This is a genomic window from Lancefieldella parvula DNF00906 (assembly GCF_000758945.1).
GTDB lineage: Bacteria > Actinomycetota > Coriobacteriia > Coriobacteriales > Atopobiaceae > Lancefieldella > Lancefieldella parvula_C.
Map to the genome: position 1 here is coordinate 17,123 of NZ_JRND01000025.1, position 13,482 is coordinate 30,604.

Here is a 13,482-nt window from a genome sequence, read left to right on the forward strand (position 1 = left end):
TTTACTCACCGCCAAACTGATCAATGTTCTTAAAGCGTGAAAGAGACAGATAAAGAAAAATACCTAAGGAGCCAATACAAAAAACTAACGTGCAGAATGGATTGACTCCTGCGCAGAGGTTACCTTCAACAATCTCCCTGCTAGCCGAATCAATATAGAGAGAACTTCGAGAAAACATCATGTAGTTGCCAATAAGAATGGGATGTAATTTGAAAATTGAAGAGACTATCCAGGAAATTATTAAAAAGAGAGGAGGCCATTCTTTAATAAATAATCCTGCTGAACATTGAAGCGTTATAAGAGATAGTGAAGTAATAAATAGAGATCCAATCAATGGGACAATACTTACCGTATTTGCAGGTAATGTTGAGGCGTCAAAACCTTCGAGAATTTCTAAGCTTAATGTCGTAGTTGATAGAATTTCTCCACCGTGAAGCAGTGTAAATAAAAGGATTACAACTCCCGCTATTATCCAATAAAGCCCAGTTGCTGTCACACAACTTACTGTTAGAAGAATAGGATAGAAGCTCTTTGAGGAGGACATAACAAGATACATATCTTTTCTTAGTGACCTGGAGACTGCCAGAAAACACATTAGATGGGGAAGTAAAACAAGTATTAACCAGGCAAAAGGAATTTTAATTTTTGGCATAGCAGCATTTGAAGAAATGCTTTGCAATATCTGTGGCATTCCAGCAAATAGACTTGATACGTTATCTGCAAATGTTGGATTACTTGTTGCTGAACGATTGAACACTACAAGAGATGTAGCAACGATAAGTATCATTAAGATGGTACAGATACAAAATGGACCACGTAATGAATAGATAAAAGGACCAAATGGAATTACTTTAGAGTTTCTCATAATGACCGCCAAACTCTATATTTTTAGTTCCAATGAGGCCAAAAATGTTTAAGCAAATGATTCCAACTAGAAAATATAAAGTTGTATATACAAGGCTATATCCTTCTGGATTAAAAGGAAGAAGTCTCGAAAAAGTCATTAATGTAGAGGGGAATGGAAGTTCAGGAAAGAACTCTCCTAAAACTAGCAGCGATACGCTTAGTAATATAGCTAGTGAATTGTGAGCATAGAGTTCCATTACTTTGTAAAAAGAGTAAAAGAACAAGAGGCCAAGATAATAAATGCCGAGAAGGACTAATACTTCTGAGGCTGTGAGCGAAAAATTTGTAGCAACTTGAACGGTATGGTTAATGAAGATATTTACATTTAGTGTAGCAATAGTAAGGCTGTTGCCTGTACAAATAAGTAAAACAACGTATGTCATTATATAGACGGCAATCAAAACGAGACAAGATACGCTTATATTTATATAGCTATAAATCCAAAATCTAGTTTTCTTCTCAAATCTCATTATGCGTTGAATAGAAAAATGTTCATTCTTGTCTGAGCTTGAAATAATGACTATAAGAAGAAAAGAGATGCAGAGTGCGGTCCACTCTATAGAGAACGTGTGGGCAGATCCGAAAAATGTTGCGATAATCAAATCACCTAAAGAAAATGAATATCCTCCTTGTGTAATTAAGCTGAATTGTGCAAAAGAAGAAATAAACGCAGTACAAGATAGCAACATCGCAAAAAGCGCTACTAGAAGATTTTTATGCACATCAAAAAGCTGAGTGAAGTTCCTTGAAATTTGATGTTTCATAGCAGATCACTTCTACAAGTCTTTTTGTAAGAAATGAAGATAACCAGTAATAGCAAAACAAAACAGAAGCAATAGAATCCAAGTTTTGTTGAAGCATATTCAGAACTTATCAACTGAAAGAAATTCAACTTAATAAAAGAATTTTGTCCCACTTCTCTTAATTGAGCAGAGAAGAGGATTGCAGAAAATTGTGAGCCTAGGAACGCTAATAGATGCAGCAGAAAATAAGAAACAAAAATTGCTTGGAATTTGGTTTTAGATAAACTTGCGAAAAGAGAAACAACACAGGAAAACAGCCCTCCAATTATGAAGGCTAATACGGATAGAGTAATGACATAAGCAAGAGGAGAGTTATAAAAGAGTCCTGAGAATAAAGAGTTCATTGGGACTGCGGTATATATTTCATCGTAAATTTTTGGCGTAGATAACGGTAAGAAACAAATTACAGCTAAAAAATTAAGGACAAGAGGTAAGGCAGAGCAAATACCTCCAGAAACAAAGCTTACATATAGTTTTATCCTGATAACACTAGCTTTTTTAATTCTAAGACATTGCTGTTCAAGCACTCCTTCTTTTGAATCGTTGCTTAGTATCCAAGCAGTTGGGATGGTAGCTAAGAGCGGCCATAAGAGATAGTACAGTCCACTGTAAAAATCTCCGATTCGTGTGGGAATCCAAGCAGTATAAGCAGAAATGACAGAAAGCAAAGTGTTATAGGAAAGATGATTTCCCTGTTGAAGAGTTGCTTCTAAGGTATTAAATTCAATTTGAATTTCAATCCAAGCAGCAAGTAGTGCAAGACAGGCGCCAATTGCAATACATATCCAAAATAATGGGTTATGGGTAAGTTGTCGCTTAAATTCAGACTTGAACAATGAATTCATAGCAAACACCTACTTATCACTTTTTAATGCAGACTGTATATCAACTAACTTTGCGTTTGAATAAATTCCTCCCATATCTGCCAGATGAATAGAAGTAATATCTCTCATCTCTTCTGGAGATAGTACAAAGGCAAGTTTGACGTCACATTCATCTCCTGCATTAATCCAAAAATATCCTTTTTCTTTTTCCACTTCCGAACTGCTAATTCGGGCATTTTCAGGTGTGATTTGGGACATGAAAATATCGTGTCCTTCGGCATTAATTGAGTAGCTAGAAAGTAATATAGAGCTCATCCCGTTTGGGGTGCGTTTTTGAACAGCATCTATGTTTTTAAAATGAAGCGTATAGACTAGATACAAGCTATTTGCATTTTCCGGTGCTGACGAATGGTTAAGTGCTTCAGAGGTAAATCCTGCTTCGTCTATAGAATGATAAAGGGTTACGTCTGTTACCGTTACCTCTATTGTACCAATCCATGGTAGATAAGCCCCAAAAGGAGTCTCAGCTGGATTACCTCCTTCTTGATCAAGTCCAGTTAGTTGTACAGTATCGCCAATTTTATAAAGCGCTGAAGCTTCGTTTTGCCTTTGTGTAACTTGTTGCGCAAAGAGTTCTTGCTGAGCCTGTTTTTGGGCTAGATCATAAAAATAAAAAAATCCAGCAATGATGATAAAAGTAATTAATACTGCCAAAGCACAAGCTCTTTTTGGGAGCTTGTGCATTTTCAAGTTAAGGTTTCTAAAATCATGAGATACCATAGCAAATCCTAATTAACTTCGGTAAATCCGCCACGTGAGTCGGGGCTCCAAACTCCGTTTACGACGCCGTTTCCGTCGCAGCCCCAAGCTGTCATCCTGGCATAGCGCATACCAGCTTCATAAACATAGTTGTGGATATTAAAATGACCTGTGTGACTAATAGTTGCGTGGTCGTTTCTCGTTTTATTTACATATCCGCTCCATAGACTATAGGAACCGTCAATGTAAAAGCGAACGCTACTAGGATCAATGCGATCAATTCTAATATAACTCATTGAGTTAGTGTCTTTTGTGCGGCCTGATGTTCCTTGAGTGTTGCAGGCGTAAAAATAGAAATTAAAAGGCGTATCCTCCGTGCTTGCATAAGCAACATTTTGGACTGCTAAAATACAAAGAAAGATAGATAAGACTGTAAATAGTTTCAAAACCTTTTGGCGATTCATAAACGCCTCCTTAGTTTTTAAGTTTGGCTAACCCCATGATTAGACCTTAACTTGTATTCATCATAAACCTTGAAATGCAAAGCAGTTTATTAATTCTGTGAGCGGTATATTTTTATCGGTTAAAGTAATTACGTTATTTTTGAAATTTATTTAATAAAATTTAATTTCTATGTATGCCAGGATGATTGATATAGGCGCTTAATTAAATATGAATAAACTCGTGTTATTGCGTTAAACGCTTATGTGGAATGATAGTGTCTGAAGCTAGGCCCACAAGTGCAACTAAAGTGGCCTTGTTATTTGGCAACAAAGAAAAAAACTATCAATCTTGTTTGCACTCTAGACAGTTATGTGGTCTCTCCATTTTGTAATAATTGCATCAATTATGTACGGCTTACTTCTTTATAGACCTTACACCCACGTAACTGCTTGGCAGCAGCGCTTAAGCGCATCAATGTAGAGCTCACCAAAGGGCGAGAGGCTCTTCTCGTCGTGTGTAACGTAGCCAACTTCCATGTAATCATCAACAGCTAGAGGAATTGCAACAATGTTGGGGCCATTGAGCTCCTCGTTAATAAGACCGGTGCTGATGGTGTAACCGTTCAAGCCAATAATCAGGTTGAAGATAGTGGCGCGGTCTCGGACCATGATGTCCTTATCGCGATCAAGTGTTGCCAGAAGTTCCTCGGAGAAATAGAACGCATTGTGCTCACCCTGCTCGTACGAAAGGCGAGGGTAGGGGGCAAGATCGTTGAGTGTTACCGAGGAGCGCTTTGCCAGTGGGTTATCTTTTCCCACAAAAACGCTTGGCTTGCATTTAAACAATGGCGAGAAAACCAGGCCCTGGTCCTGCAGCGTTTTTCTAATAACGCGCTCGTTGAACGAGTTGAGGTAGAGAACGCCTACCTCACTTCTCAGTTTGGAGACGTCTTCAATAATCTCGTAGGTTTGCGTCTCTCTAATACGGAAATCGTACTTTGAACCGCCATGCTCTTTAATCAGGTTGACAAAGGCCTCAACGGCAAAGGAATAGTGCTGGCAAGAAACACAAAAGCGCTGCTTAGCGGGGGCAGTGCCCAGATAGCGCTCTTCGATGAGGTCAGTCTGCATGACAACTTGCCTGGCATAACTCAAAAACTCCTCGCCATCTGCGGTAGGCTCAACACCCTTGCTGGTCCTGTTAAAAAGGGAGATTCCCAGCTCGGCTTCAAGCTCTTTGACTGCGCTACTTAAGGTAGGTTGCGAGATAAAGAGCTGTTTAGCTGCGGCGTTAATAGTGCCTGCCTTAGCAATTGCAAGAACGTATTTAAGTTGAGTCAGAGTCATAAGTCAGGTTTCTACGCAGAGGTTTTTCTCGCCTTATTTAACGCCATACTGCTGGTAGTAGGCATCAATGGCGGCCTTTAAGGTGTCGTCGATAATAACTTTGCCGTCTACCTCGTTGTTGTAGAGGGCCTCGGTAACCTCATCCATGGAGACAATGGCTGCGGTTGGCATGCCCCAGCGCTCGGAGACTTCCTGAAGTGCGGCAACCTTTCCGCCCTTGCCAACCTCCATGCGGTTGAGCGAGACAATAAGGCCAACTACCTCGATGTTTGCAATAGAGGTAATCAGAGGATAGGTCTCTTCAATAGACTTGCCAGAGGTAGTGACATCTTCAACCATAACTACTTTCAGGCCGTCTTTGAGCTCTGCTCCTAAAAGCATGCCAGCGTCAGCACCGTGATCTTTTGCTTCTTTTCTGTTGGAGCAGTACTGAACCTGTTTGCCATAGAGTTCATTGATTCCCATTGCAGTGATTACGGAAAGGGGAATGCCCTTGTAAGCAGGACCAAAAACTACATCAAAATCCAGGCCAAAGTTGTCGTGAATGGCGCGAGCGTAATAAAGACCCAGCTTGTGGAGCTGCTCGCCAGTGACATAGGCGCCGGCGTTCATGAAGAAAGGAGATTTGCGACCACTCTTGAGCGTAAAATCGCCAAATTTAAGTACGTTGCTCTGGACCATAAACTCAATAAATTCGCGCTTGTAGTCTTCCATGGTTTCTCCTTTAGCAGGCCTTTTGAAGTGGTAGCAATTTGCAGGCATATTCCACTGCACTAGTTTAGCCGAATTGCGGATAGGTGTTTTATGGCGCGGTGTTTTATGGCGCGCCTTGGCTTCGCTGTGTGAGATTAGCGTAAATACCGCCAGATATATAAAAGTGAACGTTTGCCATGTGGTTATGCGGTATTCTAAATAGATATTTGTTCGTCTCGCAGGATTAGCCTGCAGAGCGCAGGAAAAGCCTGCAGAGTGAGTTACAAGGAGGGTATGCCCGTGGAGCGCATCACGATTTCTGCATTGTACGCAGATGCAGAGCAACTTGGTGGCCAAAAAGTTACGGTGGCCGGCTGGGTACGTTCAGTAAGGGATATGAAGAATTTTGGCTTCGTCACACTTAATGACGGTAGCTGCTTCAAAGACCTACAGGTTGTTATGAATCGTGAGAACCTTGGCAATTACGAGGAGGTTGCTTCCTGTGGCGTTGGCGCTGCTCTGATTATCGAGGGCGTCCTTGAGCTTACTCCTGATCGCCCACAGCCTATTGAGCTACAGGCGCAGACCATTGTGATTGAGGGACCATCCAGCCCTGACTATCCAATGCAGAAGAAGCGCCAGTCTCTTGAGTACCTTCGTACGCAACAGCACCTTCGTCCTCGTACCAACATGTTCCGTGCAGTTTTCCGCATCCGTTCTGTGGCTGCCTTTGCCATCCACCAGTTCTTTCAAGACCGTGGCTTTGTCTACGTGAACACCCCAATCATCACTGCATCTGATGCTGAGGGTGCAGGCGAGATGTTCCGTGTTACCACACTTGATTTGAACAACGTTCCACGTACCGAGAAGGGCGATGTTGACTACTCAAAGGACTTCTTTGGTCAGTCTTCTCACCTTACCGTTTCTGGACAGCTTCAGGCAGAGAACTTTGCTATGGCCTTTGGTGATGTGTACACCTTTGGTCCAACGTTCCGCGCAGAGAACTCCAACACACGTCGCCACGCTGCAGAGTTCTGGATGATTGAGCCAGAGATGGCTTTCTGTGATCTTGCACAGGACATGGATGTTGCAGAAGAGATGCTGCGCTACGTTATTGCATACGTTCTTGAGCACTGCCCAGATGAGCTTGAGATGCTTAATAAGTTTGTGGATAAGGGTCTGCTTGAGCGCTTGAACCATGTTGCAACTTCTCAGTTCTCTCGTGTTTCTTACACCGAGGCAATTGAGATTCTGCAGGAGGCAGTAAAGGGTGGTCAGAAGTTTGAGTACCCTGTTGAGTGGGGCATTGACCTTCAGACTGAGCACGAGCGCTACCTCACCGAACAGCACTTTGGAAAGCCAATCTTTGTCACTGATTATCCAGCAGAAATCAAGGCCTTCTACATGCGTCTTAACGATGATGGCAAGACTGTTGCCGCAGCTGACTGCCTTGTTCCAGGCATCGGTGAGATTATTGGTGGCTCACAGCGAGAAGATCGACTTGAGCTTCTGGAGAAGCGCATTGTTGAGCTTGGTATGAATCCCGACGATTACAAGTATTACTTGGATCTTCGTCGTTACGGCTCTTGCACACACTCTGGCTTTGGTCTTGGCTTTGAGCGCCTTGTTATGTACCTCACCGGTGTGGATAACATTCGCGACGTTATTCCTCACCCTCGTACCGTTGGTAACGCTGACTTCTAAGATTGCAGGTCACAGGTGGCGCAGGGGAACGCGATTGGCGCGCTAACCTAACTGCCACAGTTGCCAAGTCTTTTTAGTTGGATTTTTGCGTGCAGATTATGCATAGCCGTTATGCAAGAACTGCATAGCAGAGATGCGAGATAAAAAGTTTTTCTCGCCATATACCGATATATTTGCCCGTTGGCAGTAAAAATAGGACGTTCGTGCAAAATTGCGCGGGCGTCCTATTACGCTATAAGGAGCAGTTTTCTGCAGATGACCAGCGGAGGTAAACATGGTAAAGACTTTGGTTCTTGTTAGACATGGTGTATCTGAACGTGGCTCTGAAGACATGAGTCGAGAGCTTACACGTGCTGGCCAGAGGGCTTTATCTGCCAATTATCCTCATATTTTTGGTTTGTTGGGACCAGAGGGTGAAGAGGCTGAGATTTGGACAAGTCCTGCTCTTCGCGCGCTTGAGACTGCAGAGATTGTGGCAGAGGCTCTGGATGCAGAAGGTCTGGAAATTCATGACTCCCTTTACGATCAAGATCTTCCTGCACTTCAGGCAGAGCTTGAGCACGCTGATGCAGAAACGCTGATTCTTGTTGGTCATGCTCCATTTTTGGGTTATGTTGCAGAGACTCTGCTGGGATTTGAACTTCCGCTGACAAAGGGTGCTGTGTGCGCAATTGACGTACGTGGTTCACTTGGTCATCAGCATGAGTGCGTCTGGAAGCAGCTTGGAGATGTTCGCGAGCCTCACGGTAAGCTTCTTTGGCTGGTCAGTGGCCCTTCCACTCAGCCCTGGGAGACACTTGACGCTTTGGATGAGGCATGCGCTCATGCGGCAACCAACTTGGAGGACGCATATGCAGAGTTCCGCGCTCATCCAGAAGACCCTGCGGTAATCGCTGCATTTAGGTTTGCCCTCAGAGGAACTCAGCTACTTACCAAGTTCTTCTCGCCACTTCTTAATGAGGAGGCAGTAGAGATTGCTGAGCCTGTTTATAGGCTGATGCTTGGTGCAACTACGCGCCTTCGTGAGATTGACGGCTTCTCTGATACCGTTGCAGATTTGATGGAGTCCGGAGAGCTTTCTCAAGGCTCCAAGCTGGTCAGTGCTGTCGAGGCAGCTCGCGAGAATGAGCGCGATCGCGTCTGTGAGGCTCTGCGCAAGAAGGCAGTTCGTCGTAGTCTACGCTGTGCTCTGGATGAGCTCTTTGAGCCTGCATGGTCAGATGCAGTGCTACAGGATGGCATCTCGTTTGAGGATGTCAGCAGCCGCTTTGATTACATGCTTGAGACTATTGATGCGCGCTTGTTTGGTCTGGATATGACTAGCTTCTCCGAGGTACACCACGCAAGGCGAGAAGTTCGTGAAGTTGAGCACATTCTCTTCCATCTCAGTGACATGTTGGGCGAGAAACGCGCAAATTACACCCAGATTATGCAGGATATTGACTCTGAGCTTAGTACTGTTTGCACAGCTCAGCGCAATATTTCTCTGGTCAAAGAGTGGAAAGACTCCATGGACTTCAGAGATGTTACCTCAGACCTCGCAATTGTTTCAGAACATGAAAAAGTTTTGATTGAGCGTGTTATTGAGGGTAGAGAGACTAGTATCCTTAGATAATCACATAGTCCACGTTTGGAGCGCATTGACGTTTGCGCGGCGTGGATGATGATTATGAGGGAGGATGCTATGTCTGAGAGCATCGAGACTCGCTGCGTGCAGGGCGGTTATCAGCCTGGTTGCGGTGAGCCTAGGCAAGTGCCTATCATTCAATCAACCACGTTCAAATATGACGAGTCGATGCAACTTGGAGAGTTGTTCGACCTCAAAGCTGCGGGCTATTTCTATTCTCGCGTTCAGAACCCAACGCTGGATAATGTAGCTTCAAAGATTTGTGCTCTTGAGGGCGGTACCGCTGCAATGCTGACTTCTTCTGGTCAGGCAGCAAACTTCTTTGCCGTCTTTAACATTGCTGAGGCCGGAGATCACTTTATTGCGCTTTCCACCATTTATGGCGGAACCTTTAACCTGTTTGCTATCACCCTTAAAAAGATGGGTGTGGAGTGCACGTTTATCTCGCCAGATGCAACTGACGAGGAGATTAACGCAGCATTTAGGCCAAATACCAAGTGCGTCTTTGGTGAGACTGTTGCAAACCCCGCACTGGTTGTCCTTGATATTGAGCGCTGGGCAAAGGCTGCTCATGACCATGGCGTGCCACTGATTGTTGACAATACGTTTGCCACGCCTGTGAACTGCCGTCCTCTTGAGTGGGGAGCAGATATTGTGACCCATTCCACTACTAAGTACATGGATGGTCACGGTTCTGCTGTTGGTGGCGCTATTGTTGATGGTGGTAACTTTGACTGGGCTGCTCACGCAGATAAGTTCCCAGGTCTGACACAGCCTGACCCTTCCTATCACAACCTTGTGTATGCAGATACCTTTGGTAACGGTGGCGCCTTTATTACCAAGGCAACCGTTCAGCTTATGCGTGACTTTGGTTCTATTCAGTCGCCACAGAACGCTTTCTATCTTAACCTTGGTCTTGAGTCTCTGCATGTTCGCATGGCTCAGCATTGCAAGAATGGCCAGGCAGTTGCCGAGGCGCTTGTTAATAACCCTAAGGTTGCGCACGTAAGCTACCCTGGCCTTCCAGGCGATAAGTACTACGAGCTGGCTCAGAAGTACCTGCCAAACGGTTCCTGCGGTGTTATCACTGTTGACGTTGCTGGTGGTCGCGAGGCTGCCGAGAAGTTCTTGGGCAACCTCAAGGTCTTCTCTATTGCAACACACGTTGCAGACGCTCGTTCTTGCTGTTTGCATCCAGCTTCTTCAACGCACCGTCAGCTTACTGACGAGGAGCTTGTGGCAGCAGGCATTACCCCAGGTACCGTACGCCTGAGCTGCGGTATTGAGGGCACCGAAGACCTTATCAACGACGTCGAGCAGGCACTTGCTGCGCTGTAGGTAGACGTTCTATAACCGCTTATGTTTATGGCGAGAAGATCTTGGAATCAGAAGGTCTTCTCGCCATGTTTTTGTGAGGAGTACGTTGTTGTGCGGAGCATGCCGGGTGCGCAGGCTATTGAGCTCGGGAGATAGACTCACCGTCCAGGTGGTCTTCTGGACCAGAGAGCTCGGAAGCTGCGAGCTCTGCCTCTGCAAGCTCTGCCTCGGTGAGCTGGGTATCCTCGTCCTGGAGCTCAGACGCATCGTTTGCGTCATCAGCGTCTACACCCTTAAAGTGCTTGCGATAGATGTGGATGAGGCAGCCAACGGAGAGCAGTGCCGAGAGAATGTTGGATACAACTGAGACGTACCAAAGCGCGTCCAGACCAAAGGGCTTCAGCATCATAAGCGAGCTGATAGGGAAGATGAGTGCCATAAAGACGCTCAGAAGATTGGAAATCTTTGTTTGTTTCAGGGCGATGGCAAGACTCTCGGTGCACATAGTAATCCAGCTAAAAATGAAGATAAATGCATGGATACGCATGGCTGGAATGGCCATGTTAAGCAGTTCTTGTGTTCCTTCTGGCAGGTACAGCTTGACCAAGAACTCCGAGAAGAAGAACGAGACGCAGAAGGCAAAGATGCCAATGATGATGCCTGTGGAGAAGATGTACTTCTCGATAGCAAGTACTCGATCTTTTTTCTTTGCGCCCCAGTTATAACCAATAGCTGGCTGCATGGCGTCGGCCTGTCCATAAATGAGTGGCTGGATAAGGCCGCCAGAGTAGAGAAGCACGCCGTAAGAAGCAATGGCAATATCTCCACCAAGGGTGAGCAGGGCAGCGTTCATAAGCAGGGAATAAATCCTACTTGAGATGTTCTGCATAAAGATAGGAAAGCCGTTTACAAAGATCTCTTTTATGTGCGTCCAATTAAAGTGAGGCTTCACAAATTTGAGAATCTGCTTGTTGCCAATAAAGGGCCAAACACCGTAAAGGGATGAGAAGGTAATAGAGATGCAGTAACCCAGTGCCGCATACTCAACGGATAATCCCAAAACTCCCAGGAAGTAGTATTCAAGTACGGTTCCCAAAATTGCAGAGATAAAGGCAATGCTGGTAGAACGCCTAATTTTTCCGCAGATCTTAAGGAAATTATCAACGGCATACGAGATGCACATAACCGGCAAGAAAAGGGTCCATACGCGCAGGTAGATAGTTCCTTGCTCGGCAATCTTACCCTGAGCACCCATCAGCGCCAGAACGTTTGGTGCACAAAAGAAGAAGAAAATGCCGCTGATAACACCTGTGGTAATAAGCATGATAAATGCGATGGTAAAGATGTTATTAGCAGTCTGGTGGTTCTTCTTGCCATGTTCAACTGCAATAACCGCAGAAGCGCCAACGCCAATAAGGTCGGCAACAGCAAAGCAGAGAATGACCAGCGGAATGGCAATGGTCACTGCGCCAAAAGACTCCTGACCCAGATAGCGTCCAACAAGGATGCCATCTGCGGTGTCGTAGAGCATCGACGCAAGCATAGCAATAGCGCCTGGAAGGGCTGCTCGTATAAATAATTTAAATGGTGGTGTTTCCGCAAAAAGCTTATTCGATTCCATAATTCTCCTCGATTAGTGGTGGAACATGTCAGACAGACTCGTGGTGTGGACATGTGACACGCTCACGAGAAGATTAAAAAAGCATCGAACAAGCCTCCTTACATACTTGCAGGTACACGGACAGTTGCACATACTAACACAGCAAAGTAGCTAATGCTATGATTTATTTGAACATTTTGGACAAGTGTGAGGATTTGTTGTGCCAACGGAACAGAAGAAAGACATGGGCGTTGAGTTAACCAAGCTGGCTGAAAACTCAAGAGTAGGAGAGCTTTCTAAAAAGGTCACCGAGGCATCATCTGAGCTGGCAGAAAACGTTTTTGAAGTAGCGGAACGTGCCGAGAAAATCCTTGTAGTTGATGAGGACCAGCCGCTGAACCGTCCTGCATCTGACCGAGTTAAGGCCACTGTTCCTAGAACTCCTGCTCAACATATCTTGCGCATTGTTTCAATTGTTTTGATTATCTTGGGAGCAGCAGATGTTCTGACTACGTCGGCATCTCTTTTTGCAACTGTTATGGGCTTACAGCCTGCTGTTCCTTTGGAACAGCTTGAGTTCAGCGGTGTGTATTTTACGTTCAGCAATAACGTGCTTCTAGGCTATGTGTTTGTATTGCTTATTGGTGTGTTGCAGGTTGTAACCTCGGTACTTGGATTACGTGCAGCCAAAGACTCATCAAAAGTTGAACCATACAGATTTCTTTGCTATCTGATTGGTTTGATTATTCTGGTAGGAATTTTATGGGCTTGGGGTAGAGGAGAGTTGATTATTCTTGATCCATTTATTCAACTCAATACTATAGTTTACGTGGTAATTTGCTCTAATCTTGCGGATAAAGTAAAGAAGGAACATGACCAGGGTATTGTGGGAACTACATATTGGCGCTCTCGTCATCAGCGAGTTCTTCACTTTTTTGCACTGGTTTCTATCACGCTGAGTGGAATTGCACTTTTTCTAGTTCTGATTTTGCTTGGATTGCATGATTTTTCTAGAGTTGTAAATCAACCAGTTTTAGATACGGTTAATCAATTCCTTGAACAACAGGGAATCCTTACCATTTTCTTGGTGACACTTGGTGCGGCATTTTCTCTTATTGCAGGTCTTTTAGCTCTAAAGGGTTCAAATGATGCCCGATTTATTAGACCGTATATTCTTGCGGTTACCGTTATCGTTCTGTTTGACATAGTAAGAATTGTCTTTACAGCATTAACACAGGGCATCCCTGCCGTAAACAGCCAAGATATCTTTGAGTTGGTTTATAACGCCACGGGATGGTACTTGGCTATTCGTATTGAAGCAGGACTTCCTAATAGCTATGGTCTACGCTTGTGGAAGAAATTTACTTCCTAGGCGCAGCGTAGTGAATAATTGCTTGCAAAAAGCCTCTGTATCTGAACTGCCTCCCATTTATTGGACACGAGAAATGGGAGGCAATTC

12 protein-coding genes are annotated in these 13,482 nt (G+C 44.6%); 4 read left to right on the forward strand and 8 right to left on the reverse strand.

All coding sequences use genetic code 11. The features are described 5' to 3' along the window. Position 1 precedes the first annotated feature (1 nt). The 7 genes from HMPREF1647_RS07015 to pyrE all read right to left on the reverse strand — a co-directional run bounded on the left by HMPREF1647_RS07015 (position 2) and on the right by pyrE (position 5,796). Positions 2-865: a hypothetical protein gene (locus tag HMPREF1647_RS07015; protein ID WP_156095557.1), complete on the reverse strand. Its 864-nt coding sequence runs from the start codon at positions 863-865 to the stop codon at positions 2-4. Further along, entirely contained in the window at positions 852-1,670 is an 819-nt protein-coding gene (locus tag HMPREF1647_RS05410; RefSeq protein ID WP_035432817.1) for a hypothetical protein, read from the reverse strand. The genes HMPREF1647_RS07015 and HMPREF1647_RS05410 overlap by 14 nt, the downstream gene beginning before the upstream one ends. Further along, the gene (locus tag HMPREF1647_RS05415) at positions 1,667-2,554 is read right to left on the reverse strand and encodes a hypothetical protein (protein WP_035432819.1); all 888 of its coding nucleotides are present in this window, start codon (positions 2,552-2,554) and stop codon (positions 1,667-1,669) included. Before HMPREF1647_RS05415 ends, HMPREF1647_RS05410 begins: the two co-directional genes overlap by 4 nt. A gap of 9 nt (positions 2,555-2,563) precedes the next feature. Next, positions 2,564-3,313 (reverse strand): hypothetical protein, encoded by a 750-nt coding sequence (locus tag HMPREF1647_RS05420; protein WP_035432821.1) that lies wholly within the window; start codon positions 3,311-3,313, stop codon positions 2,564-2,566. Positions 3,314-3,321: 8 nt separating this feature from the next. Further along, on the reverse strand, positions 3,322-3,756 hold the full coding sequence (locus tag HMPREF1647_RS05425) for a hypothetical protein (RefSeq protein ID WP_035432823.1): 435 nt from the start codon (positions 3,754-3,756) through the stop codon (positions 3,322-3,324). 411 nt (positions 3,757-4,167) lie between these two features. Continuing rightward, on the reverse strand, positions 4,168-5,082 hold the full coding sequence (locus HMPREF1647_RS05430; protein ID WP_035432825.1) for a LysR family transcriptional regulator: 915 nt from the start codon (positions 5,080-5,082) through the stop codon (positions 4,168-4,170). Between the two features lie 33 nt (positions 5,083-5,115). Next, the gene (pyrE, locus tag HMPREF1647_RS05435; RefSeq protein WP_035432827.1) at positions 5,116-5,796 is read right to left on the reverse strand and encodes an orotate phosphoribosyltransferase; all 681 of its coding nucleotides are present in this window, start codon (positions 5,794-5,796) and stop codon (positions 5,116-5,118) included. 279 nt (positions 5,797-6,075) lie between these two features. Between pyrE and asnS the strand changes: the two genes are divergently transcribed. The 3 genes from asnS (at position 6,076) to HMPREF1647_RS05450 (ending at position 10,444) form a co-directional block, all read left to right on the forward strand. Then, complete coding sequence (asnS, locus tag HMPREF1647_RS05440; protein ID WP_035432835.1) at positions 6,076-7,479, forward strand: asparagine--tRNA ligase; 1,404 nt, start codon at positions 6,076-6,078, stop codon at positions 7,477-7,479. 274 nt (positions 7,480-7,753) lie between these two features. After that, entirely contained in the window at positions 7,754-9,094 is a 1,341-nt protein-coding gene (locus HMPREF1647_RS06830) for a SixA phosphatase family protein (RefSeq protein ID WP_052039156.1), read from the forward strand. A gap of 69 nt (positions 9,095-9,163) precedes the next feature. Next, positions 9,164-10,444 carry an O-acetylhomoserine aminocarboxypropyltransferase/cysteine synthase family protein gene (locus tag HMPREF1647_RS05450; protein ID WP_035432829.1) on the forward strand — a complete coding sequence of 427 codons (1,281 nt, stop codon included), beginning with the start codon at positions 9,164-9,166 and terminating at the stop codon, positions 10,442-10,444. A 115-nt stretch (positions 10,445-10,559) separates the two neighbouring features. On the opposite strand, the gene HMPREF1647_RS05455 is transcribed toward HMPREF1647_RS05450, so the two are convergent. Beyond that, positions 10,560-12,044: an MATE family efflux transporter gene (locus HMPREF1647_RS05455; RefSeq protein WP_035432831.1), complete on the reverse strand. Its 1,485-nt coding sequence runs from the start codon at positions 12,042-12,044 to the stop codon at positions 10,560-10,562. A 199-nt stretch (positions 12,045-12,243) separates the two neighbouring features. Between HMPREF1647_RS05455 and HMPREF1647_RS05460 the strand changes: the two genes are divergently transcribed. After that, positions 12,244-13,395, forward strand: a complete 1,152-nt coding sequence (locus HMPREF1647_RS05460) for a hypothetical protein (protein WP_035432833.1) — start codon at positions 12,244-12,246, stop codon at positions 13,393-13,395. Positions 13,396-13,482: the final 87 nt, after the last annotated feature.

Excerpts from the sequence above, each read along its gene's own strand:
- HMPREF1647_RS05455 (WP_035432831.1), bottom strand. The coding sequence starts at position 12,044 with ATGGAATCGAATAAGCTTTTTGCGGAAACACCACCATTTAAATTATTT.
- HMPREF1647_RS05425 (WP_035432823.1), bottom strand. The coding sequence starts at position 3,756 with ATGAATCGCCAAAAGGTTTTGAAACTATTTACAGTCTTATCTATCTTT.
- HMPREF1647_RS05430 (WP_035432825.1), bottom strand. The coding sequence starts at position 5,082 with ATGACTCTGACTCAACTTAAATACGTTCTTGCAATTGCTAAGGCAGGC.
- HMPREF1647_RS05410 (WP_035432817.1), bottom strand. The coding sequence starts at position 1,670 with ATGAAACATCAAATTTCAAGGAACTTCACTCAGCTTTTTGATGTGCAT.
- HMPREF1647_RS05450 (WP_035432829.1), top strand. The coding sequence starts at position 9,164 with ATGTCTGAGAGCATCGAGACTCGCTGCGTGCAGGGCGGTTATCAGCCT.
- HMPREF1647_RS05420 (WP_035432821.1), bottom strand. The coding sequence starts at position 3,313 with ATGGTATCTCATGATTTTAGAAACCTTAACTTGAAAATGCACAAGCTC.
- HMPREF1647_RS06830 (WP_052039156.1), top strand. The coding sequence starts at position 7,754 with ATGGTAAAGACTTTGGTTCTTGTTAGACATGGTGTATCTGAACGTGGC.
- pyrE (WP_035432827.1), bottom strand. The coding sequence starts at position 5,796 with ATGGAAGACTACAAGCGCGAATTTATTGAGTTTATGGTCCAGAGCAAC.
- HMPREF1647_RS05415 (WP_035432819.1), bottom strand. The coding sequence starts at position 2,554 with ATGAATTCATTGTTCAAGTCTGAATTTAAGCGACAACTTACCCATAAC.
- HMPREF1647_RS07015 (WP_156095557.1), bottom strand. The coding sequence starts at position 865 with ATGAGAAACTCTAAAGTAATTCCATTTGGTCCTTTTATCTATTCATTA.